Here is a 24,597-nt window from a genome sequence, read left to right on the forward strand (position 1 = left end):
CGTAAGCATTGACGCTTACTGCCCCCCCCCCCCTATGTCGTTAGCCGCTTCACTGAAATTAATTTACTCACCAGGCGGCTCAAATCAGGACGTCCCATTTGAGCAAGATTGGGTTACATATTTCTATATACCCCGCTTAAAGTGTATTAATCAGACATTAACGCTTGCTTAAATTACGTACTATTAGTTACATGTTTTTACGTAGGCAAAAGTACATAGGTATTAGTGCTATTTGACAGTCAATATGTCGTTAGGTAGCCTATTGAAATGACTTTACTCATCAGTCGGACCAAGCCAGGACGTCCCATTTGAGCGCAATTGGGTTACGTTCCAGTGTGACCTCGAGCCAACACCGCTTTCTTAGGGGGTAGTGGCGACGAAGAAGCGAAAAATGGCGCTAATAGATCTCGGAAAAGATCGTTTGTTGTGGCAATTCAGCATGTTCGGCTTTAGCATCTTACTAATATGGAAATTCCATGACTAAAAAACATACCTACGGACAGATTTTAAAGTCTTCGGCGTTGATCGGCGGTTCGTCGATGCTGAACATCATCATTGGGATCATTCGCACCAAGGCTATGGCGATGTTGCTGGGCCCGTCCGGAGTCGGCTTGATGGGCCTGTACGGATCGATTACCGACCTTACGATTAGCGTTGCCGGCATGGGCATTAATAGTAGCGGTGTGCGGCAGATTGCCGAGGCCGTCGGCTCGGACGACACGGAGCGGATCGCGCGAACTGCCGCAGTGCTGCGACGAATATCGATCTTGCTCGGAGTGCTTGGCGCAGTTTTTCTTATCGGGTTTTCCGGGCCGCTGTCGAAGCTGACTTTTGGCAACGACCAACATGCTACTGCTGTAGCGCTACTGTCAATTGCTGTATTTTTCAATCTAGTCTCCGCAGGTCAGGGCGCATTGATACAAGGCATGCGCAGAATCTCCGACCTCGCCAAGATGAGTGTATTGGGGGCGCTTTTCGGGACGCTCATCAGCATCCCCACGGTATATTTTCTCCGCGAAGAGGGTGTAGTAATATCGCTCGTACTTGTCGCCGCGATGACGCTCCTCACGTCATGGTGGTACAGCCGAAAAATACAGACACAAATGCATACAATATCGGCTTCTCAAGTGGGGCAGGAAGCAGCGGCCCTGTTGAAGCTCGGTTTCGCATTCATGGTCAGCGGCTTGTTGATGACTGGGGCCGCCTATGCGGTGCGCCTCATAGTCGTTCGCAAAGTCGGCTTCGACGCAGCAGGATTGTACCAATCGGCTTGGGCGCTGGGTGGACTCTATATCGGATTCATTTTGCAGGCGATGGGAGCGGACTTCTATCCTCGCTTAGCCGCTATCGCCAAGGACAATCCCGAATGCAACCGCGTGGTGAATGAACAAGCCCATGTCAGCATGTTGTTAGCAGGACCGGGCATTATAGCAACCCTGACCTTTGCACCACTGGTCATCGCGCTCTTCTACACCCCTAAATTCGAAGGCGCGGTGGAAATCTTGCGCTGGCTATGTCTGGGCATGATCCTTCGCGTGATTTCCTGGCCGATGGGCTTTATTATCGTCGCAAAAAACGTGCAAAACCTCCTGATATTTTCAGAGCTGGCTTGGACTGTCGTCTACCTTGGTCTCGCTTGGGTCTGTGTGAGCTCTTTCGGTTTGAAGGGTGCCGGTATCGCGTTCTTTGGATCCTATGTTTTTCATGCGTTTATGATCTACGCAATCGTTCGGCGGCTCAGCGGTTTTCGCTGCTCCACCGCGAACTTGCAAACAAGTTTTCTGTTTCTTGGCTTGATCGTAGTCGTTTTCTGCGGCTTCTATGCATTGCCATTTTTGTTGGCGATGGGGGTCGGTACACTGGCTGTTTTACTAAGCGGTGTTTACTCGATTCAAGTTTTCCTCAATCTCATTTCACTGGATAGAATTCCGCGTCCGGTACTAAAGTCACTGCAATGGCTCCGTCTTGCGCCCTCTGGTTATAGCGGACTCAATGACTTGGAACCTATTTCCAAAACCGCGATAAGCGACTCAGCTGTGAAAAACAAGCTATTTGTAGACATAAAATGGTCAATATTGGCATTCATGGTTTGCGCTTTATTTTCCATGTGGATTTATGGGTATGACCGGGGCGCTGACTGGTCGGTCGGATTGGATTCTTTTGAGTCGAAGCTTGAGATGTTACTGTCAATTTTTCATATTAAGATAAACAGCGGAATTTGACCGCCGACAATATCAAGCCATTGTTAATTTTTTGCCACAAACACTGGCCCCAATCTACCGTTACGATCACGCGACGTTGTAACCTCAATCGCACCCTGCTCGTCCTTCAGGGTTTTACGGCTGTTGCCGGTGTTGCCACCCTCAGCCGAATATAAGCGGTTACACGTATTTATTTACCCTCCCCATAGGACTAACATTATTCATCATTACTTGGTTTGTTTTATTTAACCCCGGAACTTTAGTTATAAGTTGAGTGTTCTACTTTTTCTGATCATCGCTTTATCGTTCTATTATCTAAAGAATTATCCTTGTCGTTTGGCAAAGGCATTGTAAGAATTAGGAGTAATAATTAAATGACTACTGTTGCAATTCTCGGTCTCGGTTATGTTGGTCTCCCGCTTGTCATTGAGTTCGGCAAGCATTCGCGCACTATCGGTTTCGATATTCATGTGTCCAAGGTAGAATCCTGCCTGCGTGGCGTCGATCCTTCCCGTGAGCTACCCGATGAGGAAATGCGTGCTGCGGTGCATGCCGAGTATTCGGCTGACCCAGCGTGTTTGGCCGAGGCCGACATCATCATCATCGCCGTGCCCACGCCAGTGGATGGGGCACATATCCCGGATTTTTCTCCGTTAATCGGCGCCAGCCGCAATGCCGGTCGGAACATGAAGAAGGGCGTCATTGTGGTGTATGAATCCACGGTATATCCGGGCGCGACCGAGGAAATCTGTATCCCCGTACTGGAGCGCGAATCCGGCATGAAATGGAAGGAAGACTTCTTTGTGGGATATTCACCCGAGCGTATCAACCCGGGCGACCGTGAGCATACATTGACAAAAATTCTCAAAGTGGTTTCGGGCGATACGCCGGAAACCCTGGAGAAAGTTGCAGCACTCTACGAAAGTATCGTGGAACCCGGTGTGTATCGAGCTTCTTCAATCAAGGCGGCGGAAGCGTGCAAGGTGATTGAGAACACACAGCGCGACCTCAATATCGCCTTAATGAACGAGTTGGCCATAATTTTTGATAAATTGGATATTGACACCAGCGAGGTGCTTAGGGCGGCCGGTACCAAATGGAACTTTCTTAAGTTTAGCCCCGGCTTAGTGGGAGGCCACTGTATCGGCGTAGATCCTTATTACCTTACGCACAAGGCTGAGATGCTGGGTTATCACCCGCAGGTGATTTTAGCCGGACGCCGGATCAACGATGGTATGGGCAAGCTTATCGCCGAACAAACAGTCAAGAACATGATTGCTTCAGGTAGTTACATCAAAAGCGCACGAGTAAATGTGCTCGGCCTTACTTTCAAGGAAAACTGTGCCGACCTACGCAATTCCAAGGTGGCAGACGTAATCAACGAGCTCAAGAGCTACGGTATTGAAGTGTTTGTGCATGACCCCTATGCCGACCCGGAAGAAGCGCTGCACGAGTACGGTGTTCATCTTCTTGACTGGGACGAGCTGCCTCGCGCCGATGCCATAGTGGCGACGGTCTCCCACAAGCAGCTGACATCCATCACGGCAGATGATTTCCAGAAAAAACTGATCAAGGGCGGTTGCTTTATCGATGTTAAAGCGTGTTTTGATCGGGCCAGTCTGGAGCAAGCCGGCATTCGGGTTTGGCGCCTTTGATTTTAGGATATGGTCAGTAATAACTTCCCGATATGGATTGAGTGAAATTTTTCCGTTCGCCCTGAGCTTGTCGAAGGGTGAGCGGGAAAATTTCGGCCTACCGCGTCAAGCCGATCATGCTTCGACAAGCTCAGCACGAACGGCTCGACGATCGAAAATAGTGGTTTCGGGAAGTTATTTTCAACCAAATTCTTAGTCGCTGCCAGGGCCGGCAATATCGGTTCTCATAATGAAGATAGGCATCCTTTCAGGAATATGTCCGAGAATAGCGTTATAGATTTCTTGCATACAGGATGTAGCTTACAGACCAGGCATGCCGCGCTATATGTTATTTTTAATTTTCTATTCTCGAACAGTCCCCTAAGTATTCCCACTAATTGTGCCGGTGATTTTTTTCCTCTACTATGATCTTGCTTCCGCCATTCCAACGATTTTATTTAAGTTTATGGATTAGGACTCAGTATGCGTCCCTCTCTGCTTTAAAACTTCAGCTTGACTGAGGCACATTGGCGAAATTAAAGCCAATCCTGTTGAAAAGTTGTAACAGGAGGGAGGCGAGGGGCTCTAAATCCAAAACAAGCTAAACTACCCAAGCAACCTTATTAATGTTGCATACAGCAGTTCGGCTTTTCTTTTCTCACCAAACAAAATAGAAAACTGAGGTAATTTATATGAAAATTCAACAAATATTATTAACGGGCGCAGCGACGATTATGTTACTGACAACGGGTCCTGTTTGGGCTGAACGTGGAGGAGAAAACAGGCCGCATGTAGAGGCGCATGAACATAGGCATGGAGATAGGCACGGACATGGGCATGTAAAGGCCCCTGAAATTGATGCTGCATCCGGAACCAGTGCGATCGCCCTGCTGGCGGGCGCTTTATTGCTAGCGGGTGAAAGGTCTCGGTCTCGACGCTCTTAACATTACTTGATGTTGAGTATTAAAACCGGATCAGAACATTGAAAGAATACAAAAATGCAGCATTAGCAGAACACCGCGTAGCTGCATGGAGTATTTTGGCGAAGCTGGAACGCTAGTGAAAGTGCAGTCAAAATACAAGGCCGTCCGACACGGAGTCAAGACATTGCATTCACCTTGTCGTGTGCAAACGAAATAAAGTATGCGACAGGGTGGATGCAGGACGAACGCGAGCCGCCGAAGGACGATAACCGCTAGGTCATTTTTTACTGCTAAAATCGAATAGTTACCCTTATTAGCAAAAAAACGTCTAGCTTCTGAAAAATCGACAAGCCCTTATTATTCAAAAAATTAACTAGGTTGAACGCATCCTGATTTGAACGTTTTTTGCGCAAGATGAGAATAGTGAATGATTTCTGAATATGTGATGCCAGTAAACATGCCCGTAACCTCGAAACGATTGGCTATTCGTTGGATGGCGCTTCTAGCAATCATGGCATTCGAACTGATAGTGATAACCGCTCAATATGAAGTGCCCCTCCTATTGGTCAATAATGCCAATTGGTCAGCGTGGCTGTTCCATTTTTCGAAAGAGATATGGTCGTTAAGTCTCTGGATTTTTTGCGCTTGCCTCCTTATCGCCAGTCCACGACTTAAGCTCATTCTCAGCAATTTACAGGAGCAGTCGAGCGATTATCGCTGGTCGGTTTGGCTGGCATTCCATATCCTCGCTTTCATTGCATTCGCGATTATCACCGCACTTATATTTGAAACGCCCACCAATCCCGCTCGTCTGTCGACCCTCTGGTTTACAGGTTGGTTTGCGTTGGCAAGCGCAACACTGCTGCTATGGCTGCTCGCCTTGGCTCCAGGCCATTTTTGGTTGCGGCTGATTCGCCAAGAGCAGATGTCATTACTCTTGGGATGCCTGCTGGGACTATGCGCCTGGATGCTCATAGGAATGCTCGTCCGGCAAGAAGCTCCCCTCGGTCAAAAAGAATTTTGGAACTCTCTGGCCGTACCTACCTTGCAACTCGTCCATTCACTGCTCGGCTGGGTTTATTCCGACCTCGTCTATCAGCCGGAGAGATTCTTATTAGGCACCGCCGATTTCCAGGTTGAAATCAGTTACGCCTGTTCGGGTATCGAAGGTATTTCCCTCATCACGGTATTTCTTGCAATCTATCTTTGGCTATTCCGCAAGGAACTGCGTTTTCCGCAAGCTTTCTGGCTTTTTCCTCTCGGGATAATCACTATCTGGTTAGCCAACGCCCTACGCATCGCCATACTGGTTGTGATCGGAGCATCTTTTTCCTCTGAGATAGCGGCATGGGGTTTTCATGCGCAAGCCGGCTGGATAGCGTTTACCCTAATTGCACTCGGTGCAATTGCTCTGTCGAACCGGTTGCAGTTCTTTGCCGCTACCCAACCGGACGTTCCAGTTAGCACCGGTAAACCTCTTGCCGTCGCCCTGCTCGTTCCCTTCCTGGTTCTGATGGCGGTTTCAATGGTGACATCGGCTTTCTCCAGCGGCTTTGACACGCTATATCCGCTACGCGTTGTAGCTATCGTCATAGCGCTTTACTATTTTCGCAAGGCCTATGCCGGCCTCGGTTGGCGATGGACTTGGCATGCACCGGCAATAGGGGCCGCGGTATTCATAATATGGATATTACTGGAACCGGATATTGACAGCAGCAAGACAGCGCTATCGCAAGGCTTGGCGGAGCTTACCAGCGGGTCGGCGGCAGCCTGGTTGGTGTTTCGTGTACTCGGCTCGGTAATCACCGTGCCTTTGGCCGAGGAACTTGCCTTCCGCGGTTACTTGATCCGTAAGCTGATTGCGAAAGACTTCGAAAATGTACCGCTCGTGCAGTTCTCATGGTTTTCGTTCATGCTTACGTCGGTACTTTTCGGATTACTGCATGAGCGCTGGATTGCGGGGACTCTAGCCGGAATGTGTTATGCCTTGGCCCTTTATCGCCGCGGACAGATTGGCGATGCCGTCATTGCCCACATGACGACTAACGCACTGATTGCCATTTTCGTCCTGACCCAGGCACGGTGGTCTTTATGGTCATGAAAGTCTGTCAGGAGAAACAACGTAGGATAGATCACGCGCGGCCGGTGGTTCGGTTTTTTCAGCGTTTTTTCATAAAGGAGCGGCTTCAGTCTATTGACTGTTTGCATCAGAATCCCTTGAAGGCCGCCAAGAATACATAGACACGCCATCTCCACAACTTTTGAGCATAACGCTATGGATACACGAAAATCTTTTCTCCTTGTCGGCGGCGGTTTGGTCGGCTTGGCAACTGCTTATCGGCTACAGGAGCGATTCCCGCTGGCAAGTATCACCTTGCTTGAGAAAGAGACCATCGTCGGCGCGCACCAGAGCACGCACAACAGCGGCGTGTTACACGCAGGCCTCTATTATGCGCCCGGTTCGGCCAAAGCTAAATTAGCCGTAACCGGCATCCGGCAAATGACAAAATTTTGCCGAGAGGAAGGTATCGCGCATGAAATCTGCGGCAAACTCGTGGTGGCTGTGACTCCCGAAGAATTGCCGCGATTGGATGAATTACTCCGGCGCGGTATCGCCAACGGTCTACAAGGATTACGGAAAATCGAAACCACTGAAATGCGCAAAATCGAACCGCATGTCAACGGTCTCGCCGCCGTGCATGTGCCGGAAGAAGGCATTGTCGATTACCGACAGGTCTGCGATCGACTGGCGTTGCGCATTCAAGAACGAGGAGGCCGTATTATCACAGGCGCCAAAGTAACACGCCTTGAGCGCAAAGCCGGCGCGTGGGTCGCCACCACGCAGACAGCGGAATTCGATGCCGATTTCCTGATCAACTGCGCCGGGTTGCACTGCGACCTCGTGGCTAAGCAGGCGGGCGAACAGCGAGATATACGAATTATTCCATTTCGAGGCGAATACTATAATCTCAAGCCTGAGGCCCAACATCTGGTGAAAAATCTGGTTTACCCCGTACCCAATCCGCAATTCCCGTTCCTGGGTGTCCATTTCACACGGATGATTCAAGGCGGCATCGAGGCCGGTCCGAATGCGGTTCTCGCCTTTGCTCGCGAAGGTTATCAATTAACGAAATTTAACGGCAGTGACATGCTGGATATGCTGTTTTTCCCCGGCTTATGGCGTTTTCTCCGTAAATACCCTGCTATGGCATGCACAGAACTGATCCAATCATTCAGCAAAATACACTTTTGTCATGCGCTGCAACAGCTTGTACCTGACATCCGCGCATCTGACCTTGTACCCGGCGGCGCGGGCGTCCGCGCGCAAGCCATGAAGCCTACAGGGGATTTCGTGGATGACTTCCATCTGCTAGTCCGTCAGGATGCCTTACATGTTCTTAACGCGCCAAGTCCTGCCGCTACAGCTTCACTGGCAATTGGCGAGCACATCGTTAATCAATTACCGATTTGAGGCAGTTATGAAAAAGATTCGACTCGGAATCACTAATAGCAAAATTTCGGTCCTGTCTCTACCGAAAACGAAAGGGCTGCGAGTGTATGGGGCGTCAAAACGGTGCTGAGTGAAGCAGGCAGAAGCTACCATTCAGTAGGCTTGGGGAACGAAATAACTCTTCTACCTGCTTTCAAAAATGGTAGACTTATTGTTGAAAATTTTGATTCGTTCCTCGACGAACACTTGCGCTGCCTAGCGGCCCAAGCCGAGGCTATTACGATTGGATACACCGCTGCTGAAACATTGACATCCTGTCATGGCATGCTGAATTGGAATCTTTCGAATTCAGCTTATTGGTTAACAACTTAATGAATTAACGCAACGATTATGAATACATTCACCTTAAAGAGTTTGATACCTTCATATTATGGTCGCAGTCTCGGGGCGATTTTTTTCGGCTGCATACTTTTGCTGTCCAATCAGACTTCCGCTCTGGCAGGCAGTGTTTACCGCCTAAATCCTGGCGACAAGCTGGAAATCACCGTTTGGCAAGAGGAAAACCTGAAACAGGAGGTCGTAGTGCTGCCGGATGGCACGATCTCTTTTCCCTTGGTCGGACACGTCCCCGCTGCCGGTAAAACGACTGAAGACCTGGTCAGGTTATTGCAGGAACGCCTTGATAAATTTATCCCTGACTCCGAAATAAACGTCAGGCTGCTTGCCGCAGAGGGCAACCTTGTTTATGTCACCGGCGAGGTCGCCCATCCGGGGCAATTCGTAATGAAAGGCCCCATGGATGTGATGCAAGCCTTGAGCATGGCTGGCGGCTTAACGGCATTTGCAAAAAAGAACAGCATTATAGTTTTGAGGCGTCAAGCGGACGGTCAAACCAGATCCTTTCCTTTCGAATACGGCGATGTGGAGGACGGCGAAAACATAGAATCGAATATTCTGTTACAAAGCGGCGATACTATTGTTGCGCCTTAAATTATTTCAGAAAAGCATGTACCGCAACCAAAGCATAGCCCTGCTTGTTCTAGCCTGTATTGTTCCCGGCAAAGACGTAGCTGCCGCCGAATGGGCTTTGAAAGGCTCCTTGGGACAACAGCTGCATTATGACGATAATATTTCCTTGAGCACTATTCGAAAAGAGTCTGTTGCCGGATACCTTTTGGCGCCAAGTTTACAAGCCTCCAGAAAAACGGGGGCGCTGGACGTTGCCTTAGAAGGCCGAGGCGATATTCGTCGTTACGATGATTCACGCTGGGATTGTAATAGCTATAATCTAGGCTCGAACAATGATTATCGGGCAAAGCGTAGTGTTTTTAGTTTAAGCGGCGGGTACGCCGTTAGCTGTTCCTATTCTCAACAAATCACGGATACAGGATTGCTCGTGCCGGCCAGTCAGGCTGAAAACTATCGTTTGGCGCCCTCGTGGACTTGGCAGTGGACACCCCGGGATCAGATGACCCTGGGCACTTCGTACTCCAAGACAAGCTATAGCAACTCACTTAACGGCAGCGCTTCAAATATTGGCACCGGTTTCAGCGGCAATGATACCTATACCGTTAACCTGGGCGGGAATCATGAATGGAACCGACGCCTTTCCCTAAATGAAAAACTTTTTTTTTCCAATGTCCAATACACTGAACCGAACGCATCGACTCAAAACCTGTTTGGCTTTCAACTGGGTGCGAATTACAAAATCAATCACGACTGGGCCATAAGCGCGGGTGGAGGGCCATTGTGGGTTGATACCCAGCTGAGTTCGGATAGCACATCAGGTCAGAGTTCTTCGTTATCCTTGGGTAGTGTCGCTAATATCAATTTAAGCTATAGTACTCAGCTAACCCAATTCTCTACCGGTTTTTCCAACGCAGTTAACCCGAGCGCCATCGGCCAAACGCTGGAAACCAGCTCCACCTTCGCTAATTATTCATACCATTTAACCAAGCATCTTTTGCTGGATCTCACAAGTAATTATTCACGCAGTAAATCGATCGGCGGACAATCATTCAATAACTCAACCAATCAATTTAATCGGAACTACTTCACTGTGGCTCCAGGTATTGCCTGGGAGCTCGCGAAAAACTGGAAACTCAAGGGCAGCTACGTTTACAGATGGCAGGATTACCAGCAAGACAAGAATTTGCAAAATTTCAATTTAAATGCGGGAACCAGTGATTCTAACGCCGTGATGTTTTCACTGGGCTATTCTTGGGATGGAATACGAGCTTCCCGTTAGCTCATTACACTGATCAGGCATATAGCGCGCCCGCCAAGTTAACTCTTCGTGCCTTAGCCTTCAGTGCCCTCTGGGGCAAATAATTGTTAGCCTGATTTGAAACCTGGTTTGAATAAATATCGCCGCCTTCAACATCCATCGGCAGCCTTGCGCATTAATTACGCGATTTTTTTCGATTGATTTCAGTCAATAGCTCAAGCTGTATCTCTTGAATCTGCACTAAACGCTCCCATTGATGAGAAAGCAGATGGTCAATTTTTTCATGGAGATGGCGTATTTCCAGTTCAGCCTTCAGATTAACCTGATAGTCGTGTTGCGAGCGAATCCGGTCTTTCGCTTCCTGGCGATTTTGACTCATCATAATAATCGGCGCTTGAATTGCAGCAATGCACGATAGCACCAGATTTAGCAGGATGAACGGATACGGATCAGCTGGTTTATCTAGAAACGCCAGCGTGTTCACTGCAATCCAAGCCATGAGAAAAACAAAGAATATAATTAAGAATCTCCAACTCCCTCCAAAGCTGGCGATCCGGTCAGCCAAACGTTCGCCAAACGTCCAAACCTGCTCAAATTCCATTTCTATATTTTTTGAAAGAAGTTCATGCTCACTAAGACTATCAAGCACCTCCTTCTCAAGCGATGTAAGCTCTCCGTTTTCTGTTTCGAGTAATGAATGAACATATTGACTCCGATACCGCCCTATATCCGATAAGCAAATAAAGCTATCGGAAGACCAATTCGGCACATCCATGCGTATTTGATTCGCAATCGATTCACGAACCACGTCTCCGGAAAGCAAATCTTTGCAGAGAAACGTTTTTCCACAGACTGCGCAACTAGCTTTTCGATGTTTTTGGTACTCCATCACAACCTCCAAATCACCTCAGCCCGTACAAAAATGTAATGCCACGCACTGCTTAGTTATGTGGCACACACTCTCATATTGTTACTGATACCTGCTCAGCCGATGCGACCAAATATAATCCGCCGACTGGTAATAAGCCATGTTTTCCGTAACCAGTGAGGCGGCTGCATCCATATCCAGCTGTTTGTGCGCGCCTAACGGATCGTCAATCACATCGACCTTTTGTTGAGGCGACAAGTACACCAGTTTATTGCCTTTAAACAAGCCCAGTTTCTGGTAATTACTAACCAATGCCCTGCCCTCGTCTTTGTGCATCTGCATAATATCGCGCCCATAAAACTGGCTTTCATAGTTGAGGTTTAAAAAACCAAGCACGGTTGGGGCGACATCAATCTGGCTGGACACGATGTCGTTTCTTGTTGCCGGTACATGTTTGGGCGCATAGATAAACAAAGGGATATGGTATTTATCCACGGGCAGCTCGGTTTTGCGCGCGCTACCGGCGCAGTGGTCCGCCACCATCACGAATACGGTATTATCAAACCAGGGTTTGGTTTTAGCCTGCTCGATAAATTGATGTATTGCATAATCGGTATACTTAACCGCACCTTGTCGACCGCTGCCTGAGGGAAGATCAATTTTTCCTTCCGGATAGCTGTAAGGACGATGATTGCTGGTGGTCATGATCTGAAAGAAGAACGGCTTGTTGTTTTTAAAATCCTGATCGGCTTCTTTGATAGTACGGTTAAAAATGATGTCATCGGAAACGCCCCAGGCATTGGTAAAGGTTATTTCCTCCGGGGTGAAATCGGTTTGGTCAACGATGCGGTAACCGTTGCCGGAATAAAACGCGTTCATATTGTCAAAATAACCCCGCCCCCCGTATAAAAACGCGGTGTCATAGCCCTTTTGCTGTAAGACTCGGCCAAAGCTGAATAGATTGCCGTTATCGGGTCGTTTGACAATGGCTTGGCCGGGCGTGGGCGGAATGGACAAGGTTAAGGATTCAAGGCCTCTGATGGTGCGGGTGCCGGTCGCGTAGAAATTGGTAAACAATAATCCCTCTTTAAACCATTCATCCATGTACGGCGTGATATTCTCTTTATTGCCGAAGGTTGCCAAGAAATCGGCACTTAAGCTCTCGACGGTAATTAAAACGACATTCAGGCGTTTTTCTTCGCCTGCCGGTTTAATCATGCGTTTGATGTCATATAAATCTCCAGATGCATCCTCGGCACCCAGTTGTTTTTTGATCACGCTGGATAGCTGCCGGTCATCGCCCACCTTGTAAAAGTGCCGGTAATCCAATTCATTATTTCGAAACGCAGAAAAGAACTGATAAGGGCCATTGGCGGCCAATTCATTAAGATAGGTATTAGTTGAAAACTGGTACCATGTCGAATCGACAGCGGCGTAACTTATAACCGGCAACAGCAGCAAGACACCGGTAATTTTCAACCGGGACAAAAACGACTCCTCGGCATTAAACGTACGCGACAGAGTTTTTCTTACCAGCAAAAAACAAATCGCGGTAATGGCTAAAATACCTGAGAGCAACCATCCCAGAGGATAGGATTCAATGATATTGCTGACCACCTCATGAGTATAAATCAGGTAATCAACGGCAATAAAATTAAACCTGACCCCGAATTCATCCCAGAATGTCCATTCCGATAACTCGATAAAAAACAGGCCGTATAAACAGACAATAAAGACCGAAAAACTGATTATTTTATGGATTTTGCTTTGGTAAATACGATTGGGCAGCACCAGCAAATACAGAACGAAAGGGATTAACAAGTAACTGAAAAAAGCCAGGTCATGAACCATCCCTATCAGGAAAGCCAGCGCTATCTGGTAAATCGGCGTGTCGATGTCGACCAGTTGTTTGATCAGCAAGGCTACTCTTAGCAATGCAAAAGTACCTAAATTAATCAATAAAAACAGCAGCACAATAGTGAACCGTGATCTTGAAAACAATGCGTTTACGCTCATTTGAGTCGTTTCCTGAAAAAATAAAAAATAAAGGGCGACCGAAGTCGCCCTTTAGTGCCACTCAATTTAATAAATTAAATAGTGTTCCGATTGCTTTGCATTTTAACACCAACGCTACTTAATTGCTCAGGGCTAAAATCATCCACGCTAATGGCTGTAAACCGAGCCTTTTCAGCATCCACTATCAACTCGGCTTCTTTTTTGCTGATAATGGCCTTGCTGATCGCCGCATCCAGCACATCCAGAATCGCGCCTTTCGGCAGCTGTTTTTGCTTTTGTGCGGTCTGAATTTTGGTTTCCACATGCGTCGCGGCAAACACGGCCTGAAAGGCGACTTCAATTCTGCCGGTCACATCATCGGGCTTATGGTTGATGTAGATACCGTGGGTCAGGCGATTTCGAGCCGGAGAATTTTTCAGCAGCAAAGCCGCCGTCTGGTGAATCAAATGGTCGGCCGGCGGTGAGTAGGGTTTGCCGCCGGGGAAAAGCACAGCTCTTAACAGATAAGCCGGAAAGCGCATAGGCAAGGTGTGAAAAATAGCCAACAAGGATTGCTGGGCGCGGTGCAGCGTTTGTTGGCAAGCCCAATGCAGCAACGGTAGGTCGTCTTGCTGACGTCCCTGATCCTGATAATGTTTCAGCACACAGGAGCACAAATAAAGATTACTCAGGACATCGGCAAAGCGCCCGGAGAGCCGTTCCTTGCGTTTAAGCGAACCGCCCAGCGTCAGCAACGCAAAATCTGCGACCAGCGCAAAGCCGACGCTGAGCCTGGCAATCTGCCGGAAATAACCTTGGGTATCCTGATCGCCCGGCACATCGACAAAGCGGGCATTGCTGAGTCCCAACCAAAAACCTGCCGCCAGATTATGCAGCACCGAACCGATATGCTCAAACAACACTCCATCAAACTGCTGCAAAGCCAGCTCGGGATTTTCCTGGCCTAGAGCTTCCATCTCCCTCTGGATGTAAGGATGACAACGCACCGCGCCCTGGCCGAAAATCATCATAGTGCGGGTCAGGATATTGGCGCCTTCGACGGTAATACTGACCGGAATCACCTGGTACATTCGCCCGAGATAGTTTTTAGGCCCCAGGCAAATACCGGAACCGCCTTGTATGTCCATTGCGTCGTTAATGACCCGGCGCATTCTTTCGGTCAGCTCGTATTTGATAATGGCGGAAATAACCGACGGCTTCTGTCCGTCGTCCAGAGCGGCGGCGGTCACTTTGCGCGCGGCATCGATAATATAGGTTTCACCGGCGATGCGCGACAGCGGCTCTTCAATGCCTTCAAACTCGCCGATCGGCAGGTTGAATTGCTTGCGGATACGGGCATAAGCGCCGGTATTGCGGCTGGCCATTTTTGCCGCGCCGGTGCTGAGCGCCGGCAACGACACTGCCCTGCCGGTAGCAAGACATTGCATCAGCATCTTCCAGCCGTTGCCGACCTGATCGACGCCGCCGATGATCCAGTCCACCGGAATAAACACGTCCTTGCCCCAGTTCGGTCCGTTCTGGAATGCCGAATCCAGCGGAAAGTGGCGCCTGCCGATAGAAACACCTTGAGTATCGGTCGGAATCAGCGCGACGGTAATGCCGATGTTTTCCTTTTCGCCGATCAGGTGTTCCGGGTCGTAAAGCTTGAATGCCAGACCCAGCACCGTGGCGACCGGACCTAAGGTGATGTAGCGTTTTTCCCAATTGAGACGTATGCCCAGCACTTTGTCCTGGCCTTCGAATTTGCCGTAGCAGATCACGCCGGTATCGGGCATGGCTCCCGCATCACTGCCTGCATGGGGGCCCGTCAGCGCAAACGCGGGGATTTCCTCGCCTGTTGCCAGACGCGGCAGATAATGATTTTTCTGCTGCTCGGTGCCGTAAGCCAGCAGTAACTTGGCGGGACCTAAGGAATTGGGCACCATGACCGTGACGGCGGCAGTGCTGCTGCGGCTGGAAATTTTCATCACGATTTCGGAATGCGCGTACTCGCCGAACTCCAGACCGCCGTAGCGTTTGGGAATAATCATGCCGCAGAATTTATGCCCCTTGATATAGTCCCAGACTTCGACCGGCAGATCGCGGCGATTGTGGGTAATGTCCCAGTCATCCAGCATACTGCACAAGGTCTCTACAGGACCGTCGATGAAGGCCTGCTCTTCGGCGGTCAGTTTTGCGACGGGCAAATCCAGCAAGACTTTCCAGTCGGGATTGCCGGAAAACAATTCGGCATCCCACCAAGTATTGCCCGCTTCCAGCGCTTCGCGTTCGGTTTGCGACATTTGCGGCAACATTTTTTTCATGATCTTGAAAATCACGCGGCTGAATAATCTTTTGCGGATAGCCGGAACATTGAGCGGGATAAAAACAGCATCGAAAACAACCCATAACAAAAGTACAAAGTTGCCGCCCCCTTTCGCCATCGAATAAAGCCCTAACCATCCGAACAAAACCAGCGTAGTCCAGCGTAGAGACGCCCGGCCATAAGCCAAAACACCGACGAGAATGAGTAATGCGATTAACCAGATCATGGGATGTTCCTTAAGTTAATTACTGATGTTAAACAAACATATAAAGACACCACGAAGTCACCTCGTTCCCACGCGCTACGCTCATCGTTATACGCAAGTGTCTGTGAGACAACGTAGGGCGTGCCGTGCGCGCCTTTGGCTCCGTTCGAAACGTCCCGCCTGTTCAGATCGTTGCCACTTAGACCTTCCAGGTTTTAAAAACCTGGAAGGTCTGTATATCGGCCTGTTTTCCGCCTACCGCCAGGTAAGGAACTGTCGGAATGGCGACAGCTCGCAGATACTTGTGTATAACGATGAGCGCGCTACGTGGAAACGCAGTGAAGGCCCGCTACGCCGCGAATCACGGTCAAATGTACATCGCATAAAACGAGACTTAGCGAGTGGAAACGAGAAAATTCAACTAATTTTTCTAAACTTAATTATTTAATCCTTCGTGTTCTTCGTGTCTCGGCAACTGCTCCTTGCGTCGCTTAAAGCGCCTACTGTTGGTGCTCTACCTCCTGCATCCATGCAGTCGTTCGTGGTGAAAATTTCTTAGTCATTGCGTAATATCAATTACGTAAAGGCTTACCTGTTTTAAGAAGATGCTCCAGCCTAGCCAGAGTGCCCGGCTGTTGAACTAAATGCAAAAACGCGTTCAACTCCAGATTTAACAAACCGTCTTCGGTCAGCGGCTCTGTGATGTCGCACTGGCCGCCGCTGAGCACGTCCGCCAATTGCTGCGAAATTTCCACGTCATAATCCGTTATTTTTCCAGCCATCTTTAAGTTGTTGATTGCAACATCCATTGCAGCTCTGGCGCTGGCTCCCGGCAATTGATAACTACTGGATTTAGGCGGCATATAACCCGGCACCAGCCGTAACGCTTTGGATTTGGCGTCAGCCAATAAACGGTCTTTGTTCATGGTAATGCCGTCGGTGGTGGACAAAAACAGCATCTCCTTGGCTTCCGCCGCCGATTTGGATACCTTGGCCATGCCGATCGTTTCAAAAGCCTGGGCAATGCCCGGCATCGGGCCGCCGGGACGTCTCGCAAACTCCAGCCAGCGGCGCAGATATTCCTTGCACCCGCCCCAACCCGGAACCAGACCCACGCCCACTTCGACCAGACCGATATACAGTTCTGCATGCGCCTGAATCGCATCGCAATGCAGCAGGATTTCGCAACCGCCGCCCAGAGCCAATCCTGAAGGCGCGCCGACCACCGGGAACGGCGCATACTTCAATGCTTTATACGTCTGTTGCCCCTGTTTGATCAATTGCCCTACCGCAGGCCAGTCCTGGCTGTGGATGGCCTGCACCAGTAAAGTCAAATTAGCCCCAGCCGAAAAATTGTCGGCATCATTATGGATGACTAATGCGGAAAAATCGGTTTTGACCTTTTCGACGCTTTGCCGAACCAACGTCAGACTATCCATATCCAGCGTATTCATTTTGCTGTGAAATTCCAGGCAGGCAACGCCGTCGCCAATATCCCACAGACTGGCCGACGGGTTTTCCAGTATCGCCGGAGCCGACAATTTAATATCGGCTAACAGCAGGACACCGTCTGTTCGGCGGACAGTCTGATAATTGCCGGACAAATCGACAAACGACCGCTTGCCTGAATCGATCTTGTACAGGCGGTGACGACTTGCCAGCAACGGTGGCACATCACGGTTTTTCGCAAGCAATCGATCAACAAACCAATCCACGCCGATCCGATCCAGCAGCTCGAACGGCCCGAATTTCCAGTTATACCCCAGACGCATCGCGGTATCGACGGCAACAATGTCATCGGCAATTTCTGGAATCAGGCTGGCGCTATAAACCAAAGTGTTGGATAACACTTGCCAGGCAAAACGACAGAGGGCGTCATCGCCGGACAAAAAAACTCTTAACTCATCCTGCGTTTTGGCTACCTCCGGCAAGGCGAATTTTTCGCTAGGCTGATAACCGCCGGTTTGCAGGTTAATGGATTCCTTGACGCGCTTTCCGCCTGTTTCGTTCAAACGATAAAAACCGCCCTTGCCTTTCCTGCCTGTGTAACCGTCCGCTATCATGGTCTGAACCAGTTCGGGCAGAAAATTGACCTGATGAAAGGCATCTTCCTTGGGTAAAGCCAGTTTCATCCCGCCCAAAATATGCGGAATCAAATCGAGCCCGACCAAATCCAGCAACCCGAATATGCCGGTTTTCGGTATGCCAAACGGCGCCGACATCACCGCATCGGCCTGCTCCACGGTCAAACCCAGCTTGATCGCTTCCAGCAGCCCGCATTGCAGCCAGTAAATACCGATGCGGTTGCCGATAAATCCCGGCGTATCCTTGCAGATAACGCTGTCTTTACCCAGATGAGTGTCGGCAAAACGGCTGACGGCCGCAACCAGTTCCGGCCGGGTCGCGGCACCTGAAACCAGTTCCAGCAGGCGCATATAGCGGGGCGGATTAAAAAAATGAGTGATCATGAAGCGCTGTTTGAAGCTGTCCGGCATGTCGCGGGCCAGCAGTTTCAACGGCAAAGTCGAGGTATTCGATGAAATCAGGGTATCGGGGCCGCAGATGTTATCCAGTTTCCGGTAAAGTTCCTGCTTGATGGCCGGGTTTTCAAGCACCGCTTCAATCACCCAGTCAACGTCCCCCACCCAGTCAAGATGGTCTTCAATGTTGCCGGGAGTCACCAAACGGGCATAGTTCTTATGCATGAATGCGGCGGGCTCGGCTTTAAGCAGCTTGGCAATGGCTGATTCGGCAATGCTGTTCCGGTTATCAACACCCGATTGCCCTGAGCCCGGTCGAAGGGTAGGCACGATATCCAGCAAATAGACGGGAATACCGGCGTTGGCGATATGGGCGGCGATACCGGCGCCCATGACCCCCGCGCCAATCACCGCGACTTTTTTGATGTCCATTAGATAGCCTCCAAAATAGTCGCTATGCCCTGCCCGCCGCCGATACATTGGGTGGCGAGAGCAAACTGCTTGTTTTCCCGTTTCAGCAGGCTGGCGGCTTTACCGGTAATTCTGGCGCCTGACGCGCCCAACGGATGGCCTAAAGCAATCGCACCCCCGTCCAGATTCAACTTTTCCAGCGAAATCGGCAACTCTTTTAATACCGCCAAAGATTGCGCGGCAAAGGCTTCGTTCAGCTCAACGATGTCGATATTCTGTAAGGTCAAACCGGCCCGTTTCAAGGCTTTATGGGTGGCGCTGACCGGTCCTATGCCCATAATTTCGGGCGCACAACCGGATACTGCGATAGCCCTGATACGGGCAAGTTTTTCCAAACCGTGAAGGTCTGCATATTTCTCACTGCACACCAGCACCGCGGCAGCGCCATCGGTTAATGGTGAGGAGGTTCCGGCAGTAACGCTGCCGTTTTTAAGGAAGGCCGGTGGCAATTCGGCTAATGCCTGAAGCGTGGAGTCCGCCCTGATGCAGCCGTCGTATTGAACGGTCTCGCCGTCAGCGCGTTTAATGGGAATAATTTCAGTGGCGAACAAGCCGTTTTGCTGGGCCGCGCCCGCTTTTTGCTGGCTGGCTACGGCGAAAGTTTCCTGGGCCAAGCGGTCGATATGATATTGCAAGGCCAGATTCTCCGCCGTCTCACCCATGCCGATATAGGCTTGAGGATAGGCTTTATAAAGACCGGGGTTGGGCAGGTAATTAAAGCCGCCCATCGGAACCCGGCTCATGGACTCAACACCGGCGCAGATAAACACCTCACCGGCATTCATTTGAATCGCGCCTGCCGCATTATGTATGGCCTGCATTGAGGAGCCGCAAAAACGATTAATGGTAGTGCCGGCTATGGTCATAGGCAACTCGGCAAGATGAACGATTAATCGCGCCAGATTCATGCCCTGTTCGCCTTCCGGGAAGGCGCAGCCTAAAATTAAATCTTCAATATCTCCCGGATTAACACCGGTATCATGGATTAAGCCTTTGATGACCTGTGCGACAAGATCATCCGGCCTGACTTTAGCCAATTGGCCTTTTTGCGCCGGAGTGAAAGGCGACCTGCAATATCCTGCGATAACTACATTTTTCATTTTACTGCCCCCATATTTGTTGTTTTCACCACGAAGACACGAAGGTCACGAAGAAAAAATCAAGGTAAAAACTTCGTGTCTTCGTGGTGAATAAAAAGACTTTTAATCACCTTTTCTCCTGATCCCCATAGACTCAAGTGAAACCCCAACAGCCCGCGCTACGGGCTACCGCGGGGCGCAACGCGCCTAAACTGCATTCCCACTCGGTGCGTGGGAATGAGCAATCCTAATGCTTTCAATCTTCGTGTTCTTCGTGCCTTCGTGGTGAATTAAAAATGTTAAACGTGACATTGTGTAGGGCGCTTAACTCGTTCAAAAAGTCATCAATCACACGCCAAGCGCCGCCGATATTTTCCATTAAAATACCGTGGCGCTGGGATTTAATGGCGTGGATTTGCTTATGTTTGGAACCGAGTTTAGCCATAAGGATCGGCGCGCCTTTGGGAGAGACAATAGGATCCTCATCACCATACATAATCAGCACAGGCAGGCTAATCTGCGGCAGCAATTCATCAAGCTGTGCGATTAACAGCCTCAGCTCATAAAGCGCCCTGACCGGCGTATTGCGATAGTTAATGCCGGGGTGTTCCGGTTCGTTATCAATAAACGGCTTTACGCCTTCAAAAGCCGAAACCCAAGCGACCAGCTTGTTGGTGCCATGCAGTAACGGCACCAACATAAAAGCCGGATTAACGAACTTTAACGGCACCGAAACGGCAATAACGCCGATCATTTCAGGGTAGTGTTCAGTGGCCAGTTTTAACGCCAATGCGCCGCCCGTGGAAAAACCGACAACAAGAATACGCGAACAATGCACCTTGAGTATATTGAAACCCCGTTGCACGCAACGATACCAATCTTCCCAGCTCTGGTCGCGCAACGCATAAGGCGATGTGCCGTGGCCTTTCAGCCGAACACCCAATACCGTGTAACCTTGTTTAACCAGGTATTCACCATAAGCTCTTAATTCAGCGGGGCTGGCGAGCAATCCGTGAACCAGCAAAACGCCGAAGCCGTTGGCAAGTTCCGGCTGGATGAAAAAAGGCGAAGGATCGGCAACCGCCGCTTCTTCATAGCTGATGTCGCCAAACAAAGGTTTAGAGTAAGCCTGCTTTTCCCATGCCAAAGTGCGGCATTCATCTTCAAAATGCCAGGCGGCCAATTTGTCTTTATCGGCATTTGAGCATTCGCCTATCGCATCAATCAGGGTATCGCGAACGGTATGCTGAGGCGCGGCTTCGTTGTTGTAAACAGCAATCGGATTTTCCAGGCGGATGGTGTCAAAGTCGGATTCGACACAAAGTTTGGGCAAAAACCGGTAGTAATTTTCATCCTCCTTGATCAGACCGGCGTCTTTTGCGACGCACATGAAATAATCGAAACGCTTGTTAGCCGCCTTAAACAGGTCGCTATAATCATCGGGATTAAGCAGGCTTCGATGCAGATGAATTACCGTGTTGTTTTGCAAGTGTTTGATAGCAATATACAAAATACTGTAAAACTTGTGTTTCTCGATATACATCCGTCCCTGACCGACGTAATGCATGATCAGCGTTGCCGCCAGATGACTTAAATTGATAGTAACATTGGCATAAATACCTTCCATGTATCGATCGCGGGAACATTGGGCATTTTTTATAAAATACGATCCCAGTAAACGCTGCCTCCAGTTTTTAGGCCTGGAATTCAGCGTAAAAACATCGTCTATCGTGTTAATTTCCGGAATAACCTTGTTCATCAGATAACGGGTTCGCCAACCCCAGGCCCCACAAGGATCGACAGGGTTACCCATGCGTATATCCATATCGGTATTCTTGAGCATAATATTGCCTTCAATCAGCAATTCCTCGGACTGCCGCAAACTCAGGCCATTAGAAAACAGCTCAACGCTTTTAAACAACAGGTTTTCAGAGGAACGAATCGGATAAAAAGTAATATTGGCAGGAACCATCAGCGTCGGTTTATTCGCTACGGCTATCAGCTGATCGATACTGTCGATTTGCAAAGCATCTTTCCATTGCCGAAGCAGCGCAACATCGTTTTGACTATGGGCGTGACGGATAGCCGCTTTAAAGGTTTCCAAGCCCTGCGCCAAAACAGCAGGCCCCGTGTGCAATTTGCGCCGGTTGCCGGTGACCCGTGAGTAAATGCTGTAATGACCGCGTTTGTCGATAACCCGCCGGTCTTTTACCATGCCGCCTTCAGGAAAAATAATGACTTTACGACCGCGCAGAATATGCCCTGCCAGCAACGCAAACAGTCGGGCATGGTTGTGAGGAAAAACACCAACGTGTTTTAAATACCGCGACAGTACATTGTCTTCTTGAAAGAATTCCGCAGAGGCAATGGAACAACTGTAAGCCCCGGTTTTCTCGTAAATAAGAAACTGCGGTATGAACGTTTCAAACCGGGAAAAATGATTAAATAAAAAGATGTCGCCTTCCAAAACCTGTGGATCGGCGTGCAGATCAAGCTTGACGCTCAGCATGTTTTTGACGGCGTTAAACAACTTGACCGACCTGTTGTAGAGCTTGGTATCTATATCAGGCCAGTCATCGGGGTAAGGTGTTTTATTCATGTCACCTTCTTTGTCTAAAGGTAGAAGTCTAGGAAATCACCATTGTGTCAAACTCACATTTTCAGTATAACCCGCTCTGAAAGCTATGGGGTAACTGTAAAATTATCGGCCTGAGATTTTTTACCACTCTGCAAGCTAACCCGATGATACCCCTTATCTGTAGTGTTAGCTATATTGGAACGAGACGATATATCTACTGAAAAAACTTAATAGATTGACTATAGGTCCACCGCTTTGGAGGTTGGCCCGGTGGCGATGAAGTCAACGCCGCATAGATTCCCTACCGCTTCCAATCGTACCACCGACAACGCCGCGCAAACGCTGAAAATGGCTACGCTAAATACGCGTCAGTTTTTGCCACGTATTATCAACGTTATAGCTTACAATATCCCTTTGCCCTGTTCAGAATTATTTATCCAGGTTATACGAGTAAAATTTTTCTGTATTTAACGCAGATAACCTTCAACCGAAACAGACATAATTCATTAATTTTAATGAGGATTTTTTATGCTTAATGATTTTAATAAAATTTCAATTCAAAAATCATCATTTGATAAAGACAAACCGATAAAAAAAGCGGGTGTAAATGACTATAAAGTAAAAGATTTTGGCCCAGGCAATTATCAATTAACGAAAAAAGATATTAACTACATTGTCTATGGCGCATGCTTTTTAGCATCCGGCGGCGGCGGATCAATTGGGTTGACCCTGCTTTTTATGGACAAAATGATTAACGATGTCGATGTTATGTATTATGTAAATCCTGATAACCTTGAAGCAAATAAAAACATATCTCTTCTGGCGGTTTTAGGCTCTCCCGCTAAAATGCTTGAAGGTTTCGGGAAAACGGCTTCATTAAATGCTTTCTTGGAAATGGATAATTATCTAGCCCAATCCGGCCAAGAACCCTTAGGCTATTTGATCCCCGTTGAAATGGGGGCAATGAATGCCTTAATCCCTTTTATAATTTCAGCTAAAAAGGGGATCGCAGTAATTAATGGGGATCCCTGCGGCAGAGCAGTACCGGAATTGAGCATGACGCTTTTCAATATTAATAAGCTATCACTAAATCCTGTTATCTTGACTTCCGATACAGACGAATCCGGACATTATCAAAAAATAATTGTACAGGTAAAAGATGCAGAGGATGCGGAGAATCAGGCACGGCGATTTGCCCAGTCACATAACAGCACCGCTGGTTTAGCATGTTATCCAATGCAGGGCTCTGACTTAAATTGCTCAATTTTATCTAGCCAAAACCAAGCCAAATTCATTCAATGGACAGTGGGTGTTGCATGGAATTTAGGCCAGAACATGATTGAATCCAGAGATTATCATGAATTCCTGAAATTTCTGGGTAGCTTTTCACTAGCCAGTTATACATTATTTGAAGGCATAATCACCAATAAGGAAGAGAGAAAAATAAGCGGTTTTGAAGCTGGAAAAATCACGGTAACAAATGGAGATGAAACAATTTTCATCTATTATAAAAATGAAAATCTATTAGCATGGAATGTAACAAGGAAATGCTATGCTGCTATGGGGCCTGATTCAATAAACTTTCTTGCCAGGAAAGACGCTCAACCATTCTCAAATACCGATATAAATAGTGATCCTGAAAAAAACCCTAAAAACATACCGTTAGAAACAGAGGTCGGTATTATCGGGCTGTGTGCTTATGAAAAATTGCAAAATACTATACTTGTGAGCTTGTTTTTATCAAATATTCAAGAAACCTTGGCTGCGTTCCCTGAAGATCATGTACCTATTCCCGACAAATATATTCCACTGCCGGATTTAATGGCGTATTACAACGGATAATGGAAATCTTTGCATTTTTAGATAATAACTTGTTAGGTAGCCAAGATCGCCCCTGTCTGGCTGCGTTTTTTGATGAGGGGCAAACCGGTACTCTTTCACATTGAGTGATGGGTTTTCACATTAACCCTTTTAGAAAGGAGAAATAAAATGATCTATTAAGAACCTAACCCGTAAGGTGGATTCGCCGAAAGGCAATCCACCGCTCTACAAGTTACAAGCTATGCCTAACATATCACCCTAGGATTATTTTTAAAGCTTATTAAAAAGGGATTTTTGCTAGACCTCTAATTTATCCATGCTTCTATTCTCGTATGTAT

The 24,597-nt window shown here is 48.5% G+C and carries 14 protein-coding genes; 8 read left to right on the forward strand and 6 right to left on the reverse strand.

The window, feature by feature from the left end; all coding sequences use genetic code 11:
• Positions 1-476 precede the first annotated feature (476 nt).
• From METTU_RS17325 to METTU_RS17350, 7 genes are all read left to right on the forward strand, one after another.
• Positions 477-2,222 carry an O-antigen translocase gene (locus METTU_RS17325; protein WP_006893142.1) on the forward strand — a complete coding sequence of 582 codons (1,746 nt, stop codon included), beginning with the start codon at positions 477-479 and terminating at the stop codon, positions 2,220-2,222.
• 353 nt (positions 2,223-2,575) lie between these two features.
• A complete protein-coding gene (locus tag METTU_RS17330; protein WP_006893143.1) occupies positions 2,576-3,856 on the forward strand; it encodes a nucleotide sugar dehydrogenase in 1,281 nt (426 codons plus the stop codon).
• Positions 3,857-4,569: 713 nt separating this feature from the next.
• Positions 4,570-4,779, forward strand: a complete 210-nt coding sequence (locus METTU_RS25000) for a VPEID-CTERM sorting domain-containing protein (RefSeq protein ID WP_367301510.1) — start codon at positions 4,570-4,572, stop codon at positions 4,777-4,779.
• 406 nt (positions 4,780-5,185) lie between these two features.
• A complete protein-coding gene (xrtE, locus tag METTU_RS17335) occupies positions 5,186-6,859 on the forward strand; it encodes an exosortase E/protease, VPEID-CTERM system (protein WP_006893145.1) in 1,674 nt (557 codons plus the stop codon).
• A 174-nt stretch (positions 6,860-7,033) separates the two neighbouring features.
• A complete protein-coding gene (gene lhgO, locus METTU_RS17340) occupies positions 7,034-8,230 on the forward strand; it encodes an L-2-hydroxyglutarate oxidase (protein ID WP_006893146.1) in 1,197 nt (398 codons plus the stop codon).
• 369 nt (positions 8,231-8,599) lie between these two features.
• Positions 8,600-9,199 (forward strand): polysaccharide biosynthesis/export family protein, encoded by a 600-nt coding sequence (locus METTU_RS17345; RefSeq protein WP_006893147.1) that lies wholly within the window; start codon positions 8,600-8,602, stop codon positions 9,197-9,199.
• 16 nt (positions 9,200-9,215) lie between these two features.
• Positions 9,216-10,457 carry a porin family protein gene (locus METTU_RS17350; RefSeq protein ID WP_006893148.1) on the forward strand — a complete coding sequence of 414 codons (1,242 nt, stop codon included), beginning with the start codon at positions 9,216-9,218 and terminating at the stop codon, positions 10,455-10,457.
• Between the two features lie 154 nt (positions 10,458-10,611).
• On the opposite strand, the gene METTU_RS17355 is transcribed toward METTU_RS17350, so the two are convergent.
• The 6 genes from METTU_RS17355 to METTU_RS17380 all read right to left on the reverse strand — a co-directional run bounded on the left by METTU_RS17355 (position 10,612) and on the right by METTU_RS17380 (position 22,459).
• Positions 10,612-11,325, reverse strand: coding sequence for a DUF1003 domain-containing protein (locus tag METTU_RS17355; RefSeq protein WP_006893150.1), 714 nt, complete (start codon positions 11,323-11,325; stop codon positions 10,612-10,614).
• Positions 11,326-11,406: 81 nt separating this feature from the next.
• Positions 11,407-13,320, reverse strand: a complete 1,914-nt coding sequence (locus METTU_RS17360) for an LTA synthase family protein (RefSeq protein WP_006893151.1) — start codon at positions 13,318-13,320, stop codon at positions 11,407-11,409.
• Between the two features lie 74 nt (positions 13,321-13,394).
• A complete protein-coding gene (locus METTU_RS17365; RefSeq protein WP_006893152.1) occupies positions 13,395-15,851 on the reverse strand; it encodes an acyl-CoA dehydrogenase in 2,457 nt (818 codons plus the stop codon).
• A 551-nt stretch (positions 15,852-16,402) separates the two neighbouring features.
• The gene (locus METTU_RS17370) at positions 16,403-18,742 is read right to left on the reverse strand and encodes a 3-hydroxyacyl-CoA dehydrogenase/enoyl-CoA hydratase family protein (RefSeq protein WP_006893153.1); all 2,340 of its coding nucleotides are present in this window, start codon (positions 18,740-18,742) and stop codon (positions 16,403-16,405) included.
• Positions 18,742-19,881, reverse strand: coding sequence for a thiolase family protein (locus METTU_RS17375; protein ID WP_006893154.1), 1,140 nt, complete (start codon positions 19,879-19,881; stop codon positions 18,742-18,744). The genes METTU_RS17370 and METTU_RS17375 overlap by 1 nt, the downstream gene beginning before the upstream one ends.
• Before the next feature lie 235 nt (positions 19,882-20,116).
• Entirely contained in the window at positions 20,117-22,459 is a 2,343-nt protein-coding gene (locus METTU_RS17380; protein WP_006893155.1) for an alpha/beta fold hydrolase, read from the reverse strand.
• A 507-nt stretch (positions 22,460-22,966) separates the two neighbouring features.
• Between METTU_RS17380 and METTU_RS17385 the strand changes: the two genes are divergently transcribed.
• On the forward strand, positions 22,967-24,280 hold the full coding sequence (locus METTU_RS17385; protein ID WP_006893156.1) for an S-methyl thiohydantoin desulfurase family protein: 1,314 nt from the start codon (positions 22,967-22,969) through the stop codon (positions 24,278-24,280).
• Positions 24,281-24,597 lie beyond the last annotated feature (317 nt).

This window comes from Methylobacter tundripaludum SV96 (assembly GCF_000190755.2).
In the GTDB taxonomy this organism is placed as follows: Bacteria; Pseudomonadota; Gammaproteobacteria; order Methylococcales; family Methylomonadaceae; genus Methylobacter_A; species Methylobacter_A tundripaludum.